The following is a 16,125-nucleotide window of genomic DNA, read 5'->3' as shown; positions in this document are numbered from 1 at the left end:
CAACGAAATATCGGGTATAAATTCGCGCCTGCTGAGCACGATTTAGTTCGTGCTAACGAGAATTAAGAAAAGGGCGGGAATGAACAAGGTTGTCGTCGTCGGCAGCATCAATATGGACCTCGTTGTCCAGACCGGGAAGTTTCCCGCACCAGGGGAAACCGTCCTTGGCTCCGACTTCAAAACCTTCCCCGGCGGCAAGGGCGCCAACCAGGCGGTTGCCGCCAGCCGATTGGGAGCGAAAGTGACGATGGTCGGTTGCGTCGGCGACGACGCATTCGGTACAGGTTTGCTTGCCCAGCTACAAGGCGAAGGCGTCGAAACGCGCTTCGTCCGAACGGTAGCCCAAACGTCCACCGGCATCGCCGCGATCACGGTAAGCAGAACCGAAAACAGCATTGTTGTCGTCCCCGGCGCGAATTACGCCCTAACCGCCGATGACGTGCTGAGCGCAGAAGCGGCCTTCGCCGAGTGTGACGTCGTTCTCAGTCAGCTTGAAGTCCCGCTGCCTGCCGTGGAAGCCGCCGCCGCCCTGGCCGAACGCCTCGGAAAACCTTTTGTGCTCAATCCAGCGCCGGCCATGCCGCTGCCGGACTCCCTGCTCGATCGCATCTCATTGCTGACGCCAAATGAGCACGAACTCGCCGTCGTTCTTGACGGGACGGCGGGTAGTTGGCGCGAGACGCTCGCCACTCGTCCCGAACGCGTCTTGATGACCAAGGGGATCGACGGTGCCTGGTTCGTAGATGCGGCAGGCACGTTGCGGCATCAGCCGGCTTTTCGGGTTCTCGCCGTAGACACGACGGGAGCGGGCGACACCTTTAACGGCGCATTGGCGGCATTCTGGGGAAAAGACTTAGCCGACCTAGCTCGGCTCGGGTGTGCCGCGAGCGCGCTTTCCGTGACCCGCCCAGGGGCCCAGGGCGGCATGCCGACGCAAGCGCAACTCACAGAATTTCTCAGAGTTAATTAGTCGGAAGAAACCGAAGAAAACGCCGGCACAGCGGACGGAAAACGACGAGGGAAGAAAAGCGAACGACGCGGCCAACTCGAGCGCGCATGTACGACGAAACGAATTCAAGGGTCCTGCTCCGCACAAAGACATCGCGCGCGAAGCAGGACCGGCCGTGGGTGGTGGGCGTCAGCCCGCGCATCTGCACTGGGGGGCGCGATGTGCCTATTAGCAATGTTCCGAAGGAGAAATCCATGAGTCAAAAACACGTACTACGCCGTACCACTCTCAAGGCACTCGCTGTGGTTGCCGCCCTGGGCTTCGGCTTCGCCGCTCCGCAAGCCATGGCGCAGAACAAGACAGTGATCCGTATCTCGACACCTGCCGTTCCCGAAGACTGGCATGCCAAGATGTGGACGGTGTTCAAGGACACTTTGGAAAAATCGGCACCGGGCGAATTCGACGTTCAGATCCACCTGAACGCCGCGCTCTTCAAGCAAGGAACGGAACCGGCCGCCATGGCCCGGGGCAACCTTGAAATGTCGGCCATTTCGGCGCAGGACATCTCCAAGATCGTTCCTGAGTTCTCGATCTTCACCGCCGGCTACATCATTCGTGACCCGGACCATCAGCAGAAGGTTTTCAACGGCCCGATCGGTGAAGAGGTCTTCAAACCGGTCATCCAGAAGATGGAAGTGACGCCCCTCGCCACGGCTTATCTCGGAACCCGCCAGGTCATGCTGCGCGAAGACAAGAACGTCACGACCCCGGCTGATCTGAAGGGCATCAAGCTGCGCATGCCGGCGAGCAAGGAATGGCTGTTCCTCGGCGAAGCCCTCGGCGCCACGCCTACGCCGCTCGCCTTCGGCGAAGTCTATCTGGCCCTCAAGACCGGGACGATCGACGGACAGGACAACCCGCTGCCCAGCGCTCGCGCTGCCAAGTTCTATGAAGTGAGCAAGACCGTCGTGATGACGAGCCACCTCGTCGACGCTATCTTCTTATCGTACTCGACCAAGGCGTTCAACGCGCTGAAGCCGGAACAGCAGAAGAAGGTCAAGGAGGCCGCCCAGGCCGCCGCGAAGTACAACAACGAAAACCGTATCAAGGACGAAAAGGAAATCGTCGATTACTTCAAGTCGCAAGGACTGAAAGTCGTCACGCCGAACGTCGCGGAGTTCCGCAAGGTCGTGCAGGAAAAATACCAGAAGTCCGAAATGGCGAACAACTGGCCAAAAGGCCTGCTGCAACGCATCAACGACGTGAAGTAACTCTGAAGCAACACGCATGGAAGGGGCGCTCGCGCCCCTTCCATGCGTCTCTTGGCCTTTGTCGCCAAGCAGATACTCGGTAAACCTTGTGGGGGCGCCATGCTCAAGTTGTTAAAGAAAGCCGCTGGCTTGATCGGGACGGTCAGTTACGGCGTTCTGTTTTTGACCTTCATCTTTCAGGTCATCATGCGGTTCGTATTCAATAAACCGCTGACTTGGAGTGATGAGCTTATCGTTATTCTTTATGTCTTCAGCATGTTCTGGGCGGGGGCTTTTCTGCTCAAGGAAAAAGAACATGTCATGCTCGATCTGATTTACGAGCATCTTCCGCCACAGGGGAAGCGTTGCTTCCAAATCGCCTATGCGCTGATCATCGGCGGCCTGTTTTTGTGGGCTGTACCCGCGTCGTACAGCTACGTCAGCTTCATGATGCGCGAAGCGACACCCGTGCTTGACGTGCCGTTCGGCTACGTTTTTGGCGCCTTCATCCTCTTTCTGCTTTCCATCGGATTTTTCTATGCGCGCAAGTTGATCGTGCTTTTCGGGCCGAACTGGAAATCCGAGATTGGTGAAGTTCCTCAAAGTGCACAGAAAGCGGAGTCCGTAGAATGAGTAACGCGCTTATCATAATGCTGGCGATCATGGGCGGTACGATGCTGCTACGCGCCCCAATCTCGTTCGGCATGCTCGCCGGCGGCGTCGGCTACCTGGTTGCCAAGGGTCAGGACGTTGGGCTGATGGCTGATCAGGTTCTGAACGGCTTGTACAACAGTTACGTTCTTCTTGCGGTGCCGCTCTTCATCCTTGCAGCGAGCATCATGAACGCAGGAGCGATCAGCGAGCGGCTGTTCTCGATGGCGATTGCACTCGTTGGACATTTCCGCGGCGGCTTGGCATACGTAAACGTCATCGTCAGCGTCATCTTCTCGGGCATGAGCGGCAGCGCCATCGCCGACGCGGCGGGTCCAGGGCTCGTATCGATCCGAATGATGACGAACAAGAACCGCTTTTCGGCCGAATTCGCCGGGGCGATTACCGCATGTTCGTCGACGATCGGGCCGATCATTCCGCCATCGATTCCGTTGGTGATCTATGCGCTGGTTTCCGGTTCATCGGTAGGCGCATTGTTCCTCGGCGGCGTGATGCCCGGGTTCATGATGGCCATTGCGCTGATGATCGGCATTTACATTCTGGGCCGCGTCCGCAACCTGCCACGCGAGCCGCGCACGCCGCTGAAGGATATGCCGAAGGTCATTGCCGAGGGCTTCTTGCCGCTGACGCTGCCGATCGTTTTGCTCGGCGGGATCTACACCGGCTTTTTCACGCCGACGGAAGCCGCGGCCGTTGCAGCAATGCACGCCATTCTGCTGACGATTTACTATCGCAGCCTATCGTGGAAGCGTTTGTGGCAGGTCCTGAACGAGTCGCTCCGCCAAAGCGCCTCCGTGACGTTGATCGTCGCTAGCGCCTTCATCATGAACTACGCGATCGCGGCCGAGCAGATTCCGGATCTCGTGGCGCATTGGTTCACGCTGCACCACTTCAGCCGAATCGAGTATCTGCTCTTCGTTAACCTGATCTTCCTGATCCTCGGTTGCTTCCTCGACACTTCGACGATGCTGCTGGTGCTCGTGCCGCTCTTGCTGCCGGCGACCCGGGCAGTCGGCGTCGATCTGGTGCACTTCGGTGTGATCGTGGTCGTAAACATGATGATCGGAATGGTCACCCCGCCGTTCGGCATGCTGCTCTTTGTCATCAACGCGATGACAGGCACTTCGCTGAAAGGCATGATCCGCGAATCGGTTCCATTCATGATCCTGCTGTTGCTGGCCTTGTTGCTAATGACTCTGGTACCGGAAACGGTGCTGTGGTTACCGCAGTCGATGGGATACAAAACGGCTTAGCAATTTGCTCGAGCGTTGAGGGGAAGGACTCTTGCGTTCCCCTCAACGTTTTTCCTCAGTTCTAATATCCGCGCAACCACCAATGAGCAGTTATAAACGCTTAACGATTGACGATATCGCCCGCATGGCCGGCGTGTCACGGACAACAGCGAGCATGGTGCTCAACGGCCGCGCCGAGCAATTCCGCATCTCTGCGGCCACACAACAGCGCGTACTCGAAACCGCGCAAGCGCATAATTTTCAGCCGTCGCACTCAGCGCGCGCCCTACGCTCCGGATGCAGCAACACCCTTGGGCTGGTGGTCCCCGAACTGACCAATTTTGCGCACGCCAGCCTGGCTCAAGCCATGGAGCCTGCGTGTCATCAGGCCGGTTACCAGTTATTGGTCGTCACGAGTGGCGATGATCCCCAACAGGAACAGGCGGGTATCGAGCACTTGGTCGCCCGGCAGGTCGATGGCCTGATTGTCGTGCCGTGCTCGCCCGATCCCGAGATGTACCTGAAATGGCGCAAACGCTTGCCACTGGTGCTCGTCGACCGCCGTGTCGACAACAGCGGCTTGCCCTACGTGATCACGGACGCCGAAAGCGCTGTAAGCACGATGGTGCTGGACGCGCTGCGTAACGGCGCGAAGGAAGCCTATTACTTCGGCGGCCAAGCCCATCTTTCGCCGAGTATCGACCGTCTAAACGGTTTTCGGGCCGCGCTCGCCGAAGCCGGCATCGCCGAACAGCCCGGCTGGGTGCGCCAACGCGACTATCGCCGCAGCACAGGTTACGCCTTGATGCAGGAATGCTTTACGGAGCTCGGCCGTTATCCGCGCGTGCTCTTTACCGGTTCGATCACGTTGCTTGAGGGTGCCCTGATCTTTATCAGTGAGCACCACCATTTCGGCATCGCGCCGCAACGCATCATGACCTTCGACAACCACCATCTGCTCGATTGTCTGCCGCTGCCCATCGACGCCATCCAACAGGACAGCCAGGGCATCGCGGAAGCTAGCCTCGAACGGCTCATCGGCCTGATCAACAAAGGACAAGCGACATCGACGACGATCCCGGCGCGTCTGCACTGGCGGAGTCGTGAAACGGAGACGTTCGAACACTGAGCCACAGCCCGCGTAGCGTCGGCCGGGACTCTCTGTCGTACCTGGCGAAAAAAAGGGCCGCCTAAGCGGCCCCGATCAGGGTCGTCGATGAAGTCTATTTTCCGATGCCCAGTTGCCGCTTCACGAACTCTCCGAGCTGGACCATTTCGCGCATGTTGCTGGTGAAGTGCGCCGCATAGTAATTGCCCGCATCGCGCACACGGCTAGCAACCGATTTGAAGTTACCGATCGACTTCTGGTAGTCCTTGGCACAGATCGGGTAATCAAGGTGTTCGGCCAGGGAAGCGGTGGAGAGGTACGCCGACAGCACTTCCGCTTTCTCGGGTTCCTTCTCCCAGTTATCGCAGAGCCAGACGTATAACTCGGGATGGAAGTTGGTCATCACCCCGCTATACCCAGCCGCCCCCGCACGTAGCGAGGCCAGCAGCGTCTGGCCGTTGGCGTTTGCGATATGCAGTCCGCTCCCCTTCACCAACTGCACTCGCCGGCGAATGGTATCGATCTGGCAGCAGGTGTCCTTGATGAAGGTGAAACGCCCGCTCTTCGCACACCAGCTGACGATCGCATCGGACAACAGCCGCTTATAGGGATAGGGGCATTCGTAGATGCCCAGCCCAACCTTGGCTGGCACGTTGGCGGTAATCGCCTGGATATTGGTCAGCGCCACGTCGTCGCTTTCCTCGCGCATGGCGAAACGGTTGCTGATCAGGATGACGCTGTCGACTCCTGTTTCAGCGATCTTGCCGAGCTGGTCGATTTGCTGCGAGAGGCCGCACGCTGTATGCCCGGAAGCGACGACGGGCACACGACCGTCGACATAGTTCACAACGAACCGCGTAAGCTGTAACGATTCAGCTTCGGACAAAAAAAACATCTCGCTCGATTGGCAATTCGCAAAAAGCCCATTGACCCCCGAAGCGATGTACCAGTCGATCAGCTTCTTCAATGATTCCCAATCGATTTCCCGGCGGTCGTCGAAAGGCGTCAACATGACCGGCCAGACTCCCCTGTACTTCTCATTCATATTCGTACTGTTCCTGTAAGTCGCGGGCGACCTGAGCCACCCGCGACTATGTTTGTTATAGCAATTTGAAGGCGTCGCCGGCGACGCAAACCTTGATGTTTTGCGTCACGGCCTGTGCCACGAAAGCCCGCAGCACGTCGGCCAGTTTGCCCTCATCGACATAGGCAACGGTAATGTGGTTACTTTGATGCCCGGCCATCAAGTCATCCCGGCCAACGCCGTCCAGGGTGCAATTGAGGAGCGGCCATTCATACGTGGTGGCGCGGCGCCGGCGCTCGAACTCGGCCGCCGGCAACTCGACGGCCTGCCCGGTCCCGATGTGCATGTGAACCTGGGTTCCTTCGTAATGCGCACGGGCCCAGATCAGTCGGCCAGCCTTGCCTTGTCCGTGGATCGACGATCCGCCTTTCGGGAAGTACATCGCGGGCTGCCGATAGCCGGTCGAACCAGCGATCCCACCCTTGATGTGCTCGAAGGGAACCGACCCCGAGATCTCGAAATCCCAGTAGAACGTACCCTCGTAGTCGCTACCCCACCGGATGTCGTGCAGCGTGGTTTCTGACGGCAAGCCGAGCGAATCGAGCAGGCGGAAAAGCATCGTCTGCGGCACGGCCGTCCCCATGTCCACCTCGTTGGCGCAGGTGATCGGCTTGCCCGGGCGAATGATCTTTCCGTTCTCGTCCGGAATCGGAAAACGCTCGGTGGAGCCGATCGCGCCTTCGGCAAAGTCGGAAGCCGCGCACGAGTGGGCCAACCCCTGCTGATACTGGACGCCGACGCATGAAAGGCCGAAACGCTGTGTGAAACGCGCCATGGCAATCATCATTGCGCACTGCTCGAGCACTTGGTCGCGCGTCAGTTCCTTGGCGGGATCCTTGCCGAAGTTGAACTTCATGCCGCGCGCCTCATACCACGCTAGACATTCTTCGCGCAGCGACTGCGGCACCTTCGCCATTTCGACGAGCAGGGCGGACTGCGACAGGCTTTCCAGCGGCATGCCGATGTCAATGAGCGCTTTCTGCGGGAAAACCCCGTTGATCATCCCCATGCAGAACATGTCGAACAGCCCGAGGATTTCCTTGTTGCGCAGCACGTATTCGCCAACGCTGCGCCCAATTTCCCAAGCCGGCGTTTTGGCCACGGGGTGGCTCGCGTCGACCGGGTGCAGATACGATGTATCGTGCTTGATGGTGCCCGTCTTGACCCAGGACTCAAGCCCTTTGTAGAAGAACTCGTCCTCGAAATCGCTCGACCAGAGGCGCGAATACGATTTACCCAAGCTCGTCAGCGTGCCAGCCAAACAGAGCATGCCAACCAGGCCGGGCCACGTGCCGTCGAAATTCGCGAGGAGAAGGACAGGGCCACGATGCTTAACAAGGCTCGGCGCCAGATGGTGCGAATACTGCCACGCCGTCAACAACACGATGACCGGCGCATCGGGATCGATGGAGGCGAAGAGATCGCTGCCTTCGCGCTGGCTGCTGATGAACCCGTGCCCCTTGTCGCCCTTGTAGAGATGCGCGCGTTTGGCCTTGAGGCCGAGACGTTTCGCCAGCGCCTGCTCGAGCTTCGCCTCGAACTTGCTCTGCACCGGCCAGCATTCGACGTTGGCCGATTCGCGGAGGTCGGCATTGGTGACGAAGAGGACTTCCTTTTCACCGGGTTTGAGTAGCGGTTTGGATTCGGGGAGGGTCAGCTTGAGCATTTGAGAGTTCCTCTTGGCTAGTGCGTTTCGGTGGGACGACGAGCGGTCTCGGCGGACACCACCCGCGAGCGATCCCGGGCCATTCGCCCCGAGTCCTCGCTCTGCTTGGTGCTCATCGAGCTGCTCCTGCTTTTCATGCGCGAACTATTGCCACGCCTTCATGGCGGCGCGGCATCGCTCCATGTCTTCATACAGTTGCAAATAAACGGCGTACTTGGCGTCATGAAACGCCTTGGTTTCCGGCCGTGCCTTCACGCTGCCGCCCGGGCGAACCATCGTGGCGGCGGCCTCCGGCATCGAGGCAAAGGCGCCGCTCGAAACGGCTCCGAGCAAAGCGGCGCCGAGGGTCACCGCATCCTCCTCGCTCACGAGATGAATCTCGCAACCCGTGGCATCGGCGTTCTCGCGCAGCCAGTACGGATTCTTGGTGCCGCCGCCGCACATCACGATGCGCGTAATGTGGTGGCCCGCCGCGTTCATGCTTTCGACGATGTGGCGCGTGCCGTACGCCAAGGCTTGCAGCGTCGCCAGATACAGGCGCGCCAAGGCATCCTTGCCTTGCTCCAGGGTCAGGCCGACGACAGCGCCGCGGGCATTTGGATTGGCGCGCGGCGAGCGGTTGCCGTGGTGGTCCGAGAGGACGTGCAGATCGCGCGTCGGCCAGGTTTCCCGCTTTTCCAGATCGGCGAGCCAGTCGTTCGCCACGGCATAGATGTTCCGGTTTTCAGCCTTCGCGGTGCTTTCCAACAGCGGCCAGGCGTCGCTTTGGCGCAACGTCCAGTCGAGCAACGCTCCGGCGGCGCTTTGCCCGCCCTCGTTCAGCCAGTACCCGGGAAGCATCGCGCCGAAATACGGGCCCCAGACGCCAGGAACCATGACTGGCGATGGATTGACCACCATGTGGCAGTTCGACGTACCGCCGATGATCGCCAGGCTTCCGTTCGGTTCGGTACTCACCAATGCCAGTCCGCCGGCATGCGCATCGATGATGCCAGTGGCGACGACGATACCGGCGGGAAGATCGAGCGCGGCAGCCGCTTGCTTGGTTAATGCCCCCGCTTTGGAGCCCAATGGGAGGACCTTCTGCGGCACCTTGGCGACGATGTCCGTCAAGCCGACGGCATTCAACAATGTCTCGCTAAAGCGATTCTCGTGCGCCAGGTAATTCCATTTGCATGTCAGCGTGCAGACGCTTGCGATATCGGCATCGGAAAGGCGCCAGACAAGATAGTCGGCAAGGTCGAAAAGACGCCAGGTAGCGGTATAACGTTCCGGGTAACGTTGCTTGAGCCATAGTGCTTTGGGCAACTCCATCTCGATGCTGACTTCACCGCCGACATACGCGAGCGCCGAATCTTTCGTCGCGTTGATGGCTCGCGTCTGCTCGCCGGCACGATGATCCATCCACATGATGATGTCGCGCTCCGGCGAGCCGTCCTCCGCTACGGAAACCGGTTGCCCGCCCTGGCCGACGGCAACCAGCGAACACGTCGCATCGACGCCGATCGATACCACACGCGCCGCGTCGACCCCGGGGAATGCAACGGCTTCGCGAACGGCCGCACAGGCCTGCGCCCAGATATCCCCAGAGGACTGCTCGACAAACAAGGGCTTCGGGTGGAACTGCTTGATCGGCCGAACGGCAAACGACAACCGCTGTCCGGCCGCGTCATATACGCCGGCGCGTACGCTCGCCGAGCCAATGTCTATGCCGAGAAATAGTTTGTCCATAGGCGATTTTCTTTGTTGTTGGCTCAGCGAGGGTATCCCCGGCCGCAGTTTGCAATCTTGCTCAATGAAGGGAGTGCGGGAACGAGCGATAGCGGTCCGGTGAGCATCACCAAGGCCAACTACAATCCTTGCAACCCTCGTATGAGCGGTTCATTTGCCGCTTTTGCTTGTCACGATTTAGCGCATAGTTTCCTGCGCTCTTCGTCGCGTGTCAACTTTGAATTGCAGGCATGCTGTAACGTGTTAGCACGTGCCGTACATCAGACAGGTGGCTTGGCCGATTCCGCCCTCGGAGAAGTGGCAATGACCGGACCCAGACCACCTGCTCGTTGCCTCCGAGTGAATACAACGACGCCCGCGAGGCCGTCGGCCGTGCGGGCGTCATTTCGTTCCGGCGCTTATCGCACCTATAACGCCAAAATCAGAGGCCGAGCAGACTCCGGTGGACTTTGACCACGACCTTGCGAATCGTTTCGATCTTTCCGAGCGAAAGGCAGGGACGATGCAGTTCTTTCGGCATAAAAACGAGATAAGTTCCCGGCACCGTATCGACGAAGCTTTCGTTTGCTGGCGTCGGATAAAAGGCGAGGTCCTTGGTCGCGAGCTGGTCGTCGGTCGGCGCGAGAGGCTGCGGCAAGGCGAACCCGTACCGTTCTGCAGTGCTCACGGGAATCTGAATGTCGGCGTACTCGACATGCGCCTCAGCTCGGCTCTGCTCCACCGTGCGCAGTTCGACGTCCTGGACGAGGTAGAACAGCTTGTCGCCTTCGATCTCGTAGCGCCCCGGCTCCGCCTTGCGCAGATCGACCGACGAGAGTTTTTCGAGCGCGCGGACGATCGCCGCCGGGAGCGCGCTTTTCTGCGCGCCGACATCGGATAACAAGCCAACAATCATGATCAACTCCTGTGTGAATGAGCGTCTGCAAGGAAAAGCAGGCGCAAGAAGAATCGCGATGGGGAGACGGCCATCCAGCGCGAGCCAAGCGACGCGTGATTATCCACCGATGCGGCACATTGCGCACCTCTTGACCCGTGAGCTCGCGGCTCGTTCAGTCAACACCACCGTGCTCCGCATACCAACGGGCGAGAAAGCCAGCCATCGCTTGCACCCGGGCGGAGAGATGTCGACGCGCAGGGTAAACGACCTGTATCGGCAGTCTCCGTAGCGGCCATTCCTGGAGAACGCGTTGCAGGCGACCGCTCTTGATCAGCGGCGCAAGAATGAAGCAGGGCGCCATCGCTATTCCCGCGCCGCTCGCCGCCATCTCCCCGATCAGCAAACCGTTGTTGGCGTTGATTGGCCCGCGAATGCGGACGTTCACCGGCTCGCCGTCAGTTTCGCCATCGGAAAAGAATTGCCACTGGTTGCCTGTAGACGAATACGCATATGTAAAGCACGCGTGATCCGATAACTCCTCGGGTCGTTGCGGCACGCCGGCCCGCGCAAGGTAATCCGGCGAGGCGGCGACGAGCAGCTCCGTTTCTCCGATCTGGCGGGCAACCACGTTGGTACTGCCCACCTTGCCCACACGAAGCGCGAGGTCCAGCCCTTCCTCCGCAAAATCCGCGATCCCGTCCGAGAGGACGATATCAAGCTCGATCTCCGGGTGCTCGCGGGCAAAAGTGGCGAACGCTGGGCCAAGCCGCAGAACGGCAAGTGCAATCGGTGCGGTAAGGCGCAATCGACCATGCAGGCGGCGGGCCTGGCCTGAGACGCTCGCTTCGGTTTCGTCGAGGTCGGCGAGCAATTGCGTGCAACGCTCGAAATAGGCGAACCCATCCGCCGTCGGACTCATACGCCGTGTGGTGCGGTTCAGCAGGCGGACGCCCAAGCGGCTTTCGAGTTGCGCTACGTGGCGCGAAACGGCCGTCGTCGACAAGCCGAGCCGATCCGCCGCCGCGGCAAATCCGCCGGCCTCGATTACCGTGCAGAAGATTCGCATCGCCTCAAAGCGGCCCATGATTATCCCGAAAATCGCAACGATTTATGAATTGTAGAGCCATTTATCCTGAAGCAGCCAGTATGTACAGTTCTCACAACGCCGCGATACTCGTCGGCGCCGAACCAACCACCTACCGTTGAGGAGAAAACCATGACTACGCTGACCGCCGCCATCCCTTCAAACGCAAACCCTGCCATTGCCCCCACGCGCACTGCCGATCGGACGGCTACGGATTACGGTGTTGCCCTGCTTCGGGTAGCACTCGGCGCCATGTTCCTGGCCCACGGTTTGCTCAAGATTATGGTATTCACCCTTCCAGGAACCGCCGGCTTTTTTGCTTCTGTCGGCTTTCCACCTTTCCTCGCGTACATCGTCGCACCGGCTGAAGTCCTCGCTGGCATCGCGTTGGTTGCCGGCTTTCAGACACGCCTCGTTGCCGCGCTCACGGTACCTATCCTGATCGGAGCGGCAACCGTTCATTTTGGAAACGGATGGGTGTTCAGCGGCAAAAACGGCGGCTGGGAATACCCTGTTTATCTGATCATTCTGGCCATCGCGCAAACGCTGCTCGGAGCCGGCGCCTTTTCCATCGACTCGGCGAGATCGGCGAAAGGCGCTTCGCGCTGATCGGTCCGAATTCCCGAGTCGCTTTACCCACTCTAGAAATTGAAAGGAGAATCGAATGAAACTCTATTTTTCCCCCGGCACCTGCTCATTTTCGCCGCACCTTGCGCTACGCGAAGCCGGTCTCAACGCCGAACTCGTCAAGGTCGACCTCCGCAAGCACGTCCTGAGTCGGGACGGCAGCGACTATCTGACTATCAACCTCAAGGGCTATGTCCCCGTCCTGGAGCTCGACGACGGCACGCGGCTCACCGAAGGCCCGGCCATTGTTCAGTACATCGCCGATCAGAAGCCGGAATCCGGGCTCGCGCCCAAGGCCGGCACGATGGAACGCTATCGGCTTCAGGAATGGCTCGGCTACATCAACTCCGAGATTCATAAAGGGTTCGGCCCATTGTTCAAACCCACAACGCCCGACGACTACAAGACGATCGCTCGCGAGGCACTGATCGTGCGCCTCGATTTCGCGGCCAAGCACCTGGAAAAGAACGACTATCTTGTCGGCAATCGCTTCACCGTGGCCGACGGTTACCTCTTCACTGTTCTCGGCTGGGCCCAACACACCGGCATCGACCTGAAACAATGGCCTTCGCTCGTTGCCTTCCAGGAACGGGTCGGCGCCCGCCCGAGCGTGGAGGCAGCACGCGCCGCCGAGTCCGCGGCCAGCTGACAGAGCCATTAGTTTGTCACGGGGAGGCACGCCTCCCCGAACCGATTCCTAATCTACCCAAACACGGAACCGACGTGAAAAACTCAGACCGCCAGCCCATCCTCTTCCTCTCGCACGGCTCGCCAATGACGGCCCTTGATGGTGGTGAACTGGCTACCACCTGGACAGGGCTCGCCAAGCGGTTGTCGAAGCCGGACGCCATCCTCGTGGTTTCAGCGCATTGGAATACGCAATTGCCGGTGATCGGCGGCAGCGCGCGGCCTGAAACGGTCCATGACTTCGGCGGGTTCCCTGCCGAGTTGTATCGCATGCAGTACCCTGCTCCCGGCAACCCGGCTCTGGCGCAACAAATCAAAGAAGTCCTTGCCGATGCCGGCATTGCGGCGGGGATCGATGCCGGTCGCGGCCTCGACCACGGGGCCTGGGTGCCGTTGCGCATGCTCTTTCCAAGGGCCGACATACCCGTGGTACCGCTTTCAGTTCAACCCGGACGCTGCCCTCGGCATCACTACGCCCTCGGAGCGGCCTTGGCCCCCCTAGCCGCTGAGAACGTCCTCATCGTGGCCAGTGGTCACATCACGCACAATCTCGGTGAATACATGCGTCCCGGGGGTGAGCGCCCTTCGCAATCGGCTCGTGCATTTCGCGACTGGGTGCATGCACGACTCATGGCCGGAGACCACGAGGGCCTGTTCGACTGGTTGCATGAGGGCCCTGGCGCGCGGGCCGCACATCCGACACCTGAGCACTTTTTGCCGCTGTTCGTCGCGCTCGGGGCCGCCGGGGAAAAAAGGCGAACCGAATGGCTTGGCGGCGGCTGGGTCGAACAATCGCTGGCGGCCGACAATTACCTGTTCGAGGTAGCCTGAAAAAAAAACCGCCCGGGAAACCGGGCGGCAGATGTGTAAGTACCAGCGCGAACTAAATGGTGGCGACGACGCTTCTCGCCTACGCTCCCGCCATGGGCGCCAGCGTCGTGCGCATTTTCTGCATCGCCTTCGATTCGATCTGACGGATCCGTTCTGCGGAAACCTTGAACTCAGCGGCCAGATCATGCAGCGTGGCCGGCTCCTCGCTCAGCCAACGGGCCTCGACGATGCGCCGGCTCCGTTCGTCCAGCCCCGCGAGCGCCGTTTGCAGGCCATTGCTCTGAAGCTCGTCCATCGCGCGGGATTCCAGCACCCGCGTCGGCTCGCTACGGTTGTCCTCAAGATACGCGATCGGCGCGAAAGCGTCCTCGTCGTCATTGCCGGTTTCCAACGCCAAATCATGACCCGAAAGCCGAGTTTCCATCTCGACGACTTCTTCCGGCTTCACGGTGAGTTGATGGGCGATATCGGCGACCTGTGCGGGGGTAAGCGCGTCGCTTCCCGGCTTCATGCTGCGCAGATTGAAGAACAGCTTGCGCTGCGCCTTGGTCGTCGCAACCTTGACCATGCGCCAGTTCTTCAATACGTATTCGTGAATCTCGGCTTTGATCCAATGGATAGCAAAGGACACCAACCGGACGCCGTGCGACGGGTCGAAGCGCTTCACCGCCTTCATCAGGCCGATGTTGCCTTCCTGGATCAGGTCGGCATGGGGAAGCCCGTAGCCTAAGTAGCCGCGAGCAATCGAAATCACCAAGCGCAAGTGCGAAAGAACCAGTTGGCGCGCCGCTTCAAGATCCGCTTCTTCACGATACCGCTTCGCCAGGCGAAACTCTTCCTCCTCAGAAAGGATCGGAAACCGTTTCGCCATCTGGATGTAGGCGTCAATATTGCCCACCGCCGAAATGGTCGGAAAAGCCAAAGCGTGTGTCATCTGAACTGCACCTCCTTACTCGTTGTACTGCATTTGCAGTTTAGCACTCTCGTCCTGAGAGTGCTAAACAGACCATAAGTTTCTCGTATCTATATGTAACAGCAGCCATTAAGCTCAGAATCCGCTTCCGGCATACAGGGCTACCAGAGCTGGGCGGAAAGCCAGTAGAAGCCTTCTTCCAATCGGTCACCTTCTTCCAAATGCGCAACCTCGATCTTCTTTTCGCCGCTTTAAGTAAATCCCGCTTTCGCCGCCGCTTTTCCCTCGGGGCAAAGGAACATGAGTACTTGGCAGCAAAGGGAACAGAAACGATTGCCGATCATGCCAGGGAGTTTGTGGCGCAGCGTCTCGCGCCTGCCAAGCCTGCCAACGATGGCCGGCAAACGCCGTTCCGTGGCCACCCGGTGTTTGTCGCGCAACACGCCACGGCGACGTGCTGCCGGAGTTGTCTTGCGAAATGGCACGATATAGCCGCCGGCCATCAGCTGACGCCGGAAGAGCAAGCGCATGTCGTGGCCGCGATCATGCGCTGGATCGAGACACAAGAAGGGGAAACTGGGCTACCCAACTCTCCGCGCTGATTGTCGCTTCAAGGCCTTCAGGTCGATTCCGTATGAACGGCGAACCCCGACTTTCCCGGCGCAAGCTCTTCTCTCAGCGTCAGTTCGGGAATCAGATAATCGCCGGCGTTTTGCCTGCGGAACCGCAGCGGGGGCGTTGTCCAAAGGGCATCGAGTCGTTTTCCCAACGATTCGCAGACTTCGCCGAAGGACGCTTCGGTCACCTTGCTGGTGCGGTGGATCACATGCGGTGGCAGCACGTCAAACCCTGGGTAGAACAGGACGCCGTGCTGAATCGGGAAAAGGATGTCGTCAATCGGACCGTTGATGCCACGGGACCCGTAATGCGAGGCCCAGCCACCCGTTGTAACGACAAGCATCGCCCGCTTGCCGGCCATCGAGCCCTCGCCGTAACGGTCGCCCCAGTGCGAGTCCGAGTGTTCGCCTACGCCGTAGGCGAAACCGTACGCATACACCCGGTCCACCCAGCCCTTCAGGATGGCGGGCATCGTGAACCACCATAGCGGAAACTGCAGGATGACGGCATCGGCCCAGCGGAGCTTGCTCTGTTCGCGCTCGATGTCGGCGCTCTGCGTACCGTTTTCGTACGCCCGCTTGGAGTCGGCAGAAGGATTGAAGCGCGACCCGAGTAGGGGTGCGGTATTGTCGTCCGCATCGAGCGCGGCTTTCCATTTCATGGCATACAGGTCGGAGACCTGCACGACATGGCCGGCGCGTTCGAGGCGCCGGACGGAAAAGTCCTTGAGTGCCCCATTCAAGGATCGAGGTTCAGGATGGGCGAAGACGAGAAGTACGTTCATGGCTAGGTACTC

General features: G+C 59.7%; 16 protein-coding genes. 9 read left to right on the top strand and 7 right to left on the bottom strand.

What is annotated here, in order from left to right; genetic code table 11:
* Window positions 1-79 precede the first annotated feature (79 nt).
* From rbsK to NZ453_RS15750, 5 genes are all read left to right on the top strand, one after another.
* A complete protein-coding gene (rbsK, locus tag NZ453_RS15770; protein WP_263771673.1) occupies window positions 80-970 on the top strand; it encodes a ribokinase in 891 nt (296 codons plus the stop codon).
* 233 nt (window positions 971-1,203) lie between these two features.
* Window positions 1,204-2,220 carry a sialic acid TRAP transporter substrate-binding protein SiaP gene (locus NZ453_RS15765; protein WP_263771672.1) on the top strand — a complete coding sequence of 339 codons (1,017 nt, stop codon included), beginning with the start codon at window positions 1,204-1,206 and terminating at the stop codon, window positions 2,218-2,220.
* A 99-nt stretch (window positions 2,221-2,319) separates the two neighbouring features.
* Window positions 2,320-2,832 carry a TRAP transporter small permease gene (locus tag NZ453_RS15760; protein WP_263771671.1) on the top strand — a complete coding sequence of 171 codons (513 nt, stop codon included), beginning with the start codon at window positions 2,320-2,322 and terminating at the stop codon, window positions 2,830-2,832.
* The gene (locus tag NZ453_RS15755) at window positions 2,829-4,124 is read left to right on the top strand and encodes a TRAP transporter large permease (protein WP_263771670.1); all 1,296 of its coding nucleotides are present in this window, start codon (window positions 2,829-2,831) and stop codon (window positions 4,122-4,124) included. Before NZ453_RS15760 ends, NZ453_RS15755 begins: the two co-directional genes overlap by 4 nt.
* An 82-nt stretch (window positions 4,125-4,206) precedes the next feature.
* Window positions 4,207-5,232 carry a LacI family DNA-binding transcriptional regulator gene (locus tag NZ453_RS15750; protein ID WP_263771669.1) on the top strand — a complete coding sequence of 342 codons (1,026 nt, stop codon included), beginning with the start codon at window positions 4,207-4,209 and terminating at the stop codon, window positions 5,230-5,232.
* Window positions 5,233-5,326: 94 nt separating this feature from the next.
* On the opposite strand, the gene NZ453_RS15745 is transcribed toward NZ453_RS15750, so the two are convergent.
* From NZ453_RS15745 to NZ453_RS15725, 5 genes are all read right to left on the bottom strand, one after another.
* Window positions 5,327-6,256 carry a dihydrodipicolinate synthase family protein gene (locus NZ453_RS15745; protein WP_263771668.1) on the bottom strand — a complete coding sequence of 310 codons (930 nt, stop codon included), beginning with the start codon at window positions 6,254-6,256 and terminating at the stop codon, window positions 5,327-5,329.
* Window positions 6,257-6,311: 55 nt separating this feature from the next.
* Window positions 6,312-7,961, bottom strand: coding sequence for a hypothetical protein (locus NZ453_RS15740; RefSeq protein WP_263771667.1), 1,650 nt, complete (start codon window positions 7,959-7,961; stop codon window positions 6,312-6,314).
* 144 nt (window positions 7,962-8,105) lie between these two features.
* A complete protein-coding gene (locus tag NZ453_RS15735) occupies window positions 8,106-9,692 on the bottom strand; it encodes an FGGY-family carbohydrate kinase (protein WP_263771666.1) in 1,587 nt (528 codons plus the stop codon).
* Window positions 9,693-10,113: 421 nt separating this feature from the next.
* Window positions 10,114-10,587, bottom strand: coding sequence for a NanQ anomerase/TabA/YiaL family protein (locus NZ453_RS15730; protein WP_263771664.1), 474 nt, complete (start codon window positions 10,585-10,587; stop codon window positions 10,114-10,116).
* A gap of 154 nt (window positions 10,588-10,741) precedes the next feature.
* The gene (locus NZ453_RS15725) at window positions 10,742-11,653 is read right to left on the bottom strand and encodes a LysR family transcriptional regulator (RefSeq protein ID WP_263771663.1); all 912 of its coding nucleotides are present in this window, start codon (window positions 11,651-11,653) and stop codon (window positions 10,742-10,744) included.
* A gap of 132 nt (window positions 11,654-11,785) precedes the next feature.
* On the opposite strand from NZ453_RS15725, the gene NZ453_RS15720 reads away from it, so the two are divergent.
* From NZ453_RS15720 to NZ453_RS15710, 3 genes are all read left to right on the top strand, one after another.
* Complete coding sequence (locus NZ453_RS15720; protein ID WP_263771662.1) at window positions 11,786-12,262, top strand: DoxX family protein; 477 nt, start codon at window positions 11,786-11,788, stop codon at window positions 12,260-12,262.
* A gap of 55 nt (window positions 12,263-12,317) precedes the next feature.
* On the top strand, window positions 12,318-12,929 hold the full coding sequence (gene gstA / locus NZ453_RS15715; RefSeq protein WP_263771661.1) for a glutathione transferase GstA: 612 nt from the start codon (window positions 12,318-12,320) through the stop codon (window positions 12,927-12,929).
* A gap of 74 nt (window positions 12,930-13,003) precedes the next feature.
* Entirely contained in the window at window positions 13,004-13,798 is a 795-nt protein-coding gene (locus NZ453_RS15710) for a DODA-type extradiol aromatic ring-opening family dioxygenase (protein WP_263771660.1), read from the top strand.
* A 79-nt stretch (window positions 13,799-13,877) separates the two neighbouring features.
* Here the strand turns inward: NZ453_RS15710 and rpoH are convergent, their stop codons facing one another.
* Window positions 13,878-14,732 (bottom strand): RNA polymerase sigma factor RpoH, encoded by an 855-nt coding sequence (gene rpoH, locus NZ453_RS15705; RefSeq protein WP_263771659.1) that lies wholly within the window; start codon window positions 14,730-14,732, stop codon window positions 13,878-13,880.
* Window positions 14,733-14,932: 200 nt separating this feature from the next.
* Here rpoH and NZ453_RS15700 point away from each other — a divergent pair, with 200 nt between their 5' ends.
* Window positions 14,933-15,313, top strand: a complete 381-nt coding sequence (locus NZ453_RS15700; RefSeq protein WP_263771658.1) for a DUF4186 domain-containing protein — start codon at window positions 14,933-14,935, stop codon at window positions 15,311-15,313.
* Between the two features lie 17 nt (window positions 15,314-15,330).
* Here the strand turns inward: NZ453_RS15700 and NZ453_RS15695 are convergent, their stop codons facing one another.
* The gene (locus NZ453_RS15695) at window positions 15,331-16,113 is read right to left on the bottom strand and encodes an NAD(P)H-dependent oxidoreductase (RefSeq protein ID WP_263771657.1); all 783 of its coding nucleotides are present in this window, start codon (window positions 16,111-16,113) and stop codon (window positions 15,331-15,333) included.
* Window positions 16,114-16,125: the final 12 nt, after the last annotated feature.

This window comes from Propionivibrio soli (assembly GCF_025770765.1).
In the GTDB taxonomy this organism is placed as follows: domain Bacteria; phylum Pseudomonadota; class Gammaproteobacteria; order Burkholderiales; family Rhodocyclaceae; genus Propionivibrio; species Propionivibrio soli.
Note: the sequence above shows the minus strand (reverse complement) of the source record. Positions and strands in the feature narration are given on the sequence as shown.

Coding starts and splice junctions, on each gene's coding strand:
- NZ453_RS15700 (WP_263771658.1), top strand. CDS start 14,933: ATGCGCAACCTCGATCTTCTTTTCGCCGCTTTAAGTAAATCCCGCTTT.
- NZ453_RS15725 (WP_263771663.1), bottom strand. CDS start 11,653: ATGGGCCGCTTTGAGGCGATGCGAATCTTCTGCACGGTAATCGAGGCC.
- NZ453_RS15740 (WP_263771667.1), bottom strand. CDS start 7,961: ATGCTCAAGCTGACCCTCCCCGAATCCAAACCGCTACTCAAACCCGGT.
- NZ453_RS15735 (WP_263771666.1), bottom strand. CDS start 9,692: ATGGACAAACTATTTCTCGGCATAGACATTGGCTCGGCGAGCGTACGC.
- NZ453_RS15755 (WP_263771670.1), top strand. CDS start 2,829: ATGAGTAACGCGCTTATCATAATGCTGGCGATCATGGGCGGTACGATG.
- rpoH (WP_263771659.1), bottom strand. CDS start 14,732: ATGACACACGCTTTGGCTTTTCCGACCATTTCGGCGGTGGGCAATATT.
- NZ453_RS15760 (WP_263771671.1), top strand. CDS start 2,320: ATGCTCAAGTTGTTAAAGAAAGCCGCTGGCTTGATCGGGACGGTCAGT.
- NZ453_RS15730 (WP_263771664.1), bottom strand. CDS start 10,587: ATGATTGTTGGCTTGTTATCCGATGTCGGCGCGCAGAAAAGCGCGCTC.
- NZ453_RS15750 (WP_263771669.1), top strand. CDS start 4,207: ATGAGCAGTTATAAACGCTTAACGATTGACGATATCGCCCGCATGGCC.
- NZ453_RS15720 (WP_263771662.1), top strand. CDS start 11,786: ATGACTACGCTGACCGCCGCCATCCCTTCAAACGCAAACCCTGCCATT.
- NZ453_RS15745 (WP_263771668.1), bottom strand. CDS start 6,256: ATGAATGAGAAGTACAGGGGAGTCTGGCCGGTCATGTTGACGCCTTTC.
- NZ453_RS15765 (WP_263771672.1), top strand. CDS start 1,204: ATGAGTCAAAAACACGTACTACGCCGTACCACTCTCAAGGCACTCGCT.
- gstA (WP_263771661.1), top strand. CDS start 12,318: ATGAAACTCTATTTTTCCCCCGGCACCTGCTCATTTTCGCCGCACCTT.
- NZ453_RS15695 (WP_263771657.1), bottom strand. CDS start 16,113: ATGAACGTACTTCTCGTCTTCGCCCATCCTGAACCTCGATCCTTGAAT.
- rbsK (WP_263771673.1), top strand. CDS start 80: ATGAACAAGGTTGTCGTCGTCGGCAGCATCAATATGGACCTCGTTGTC.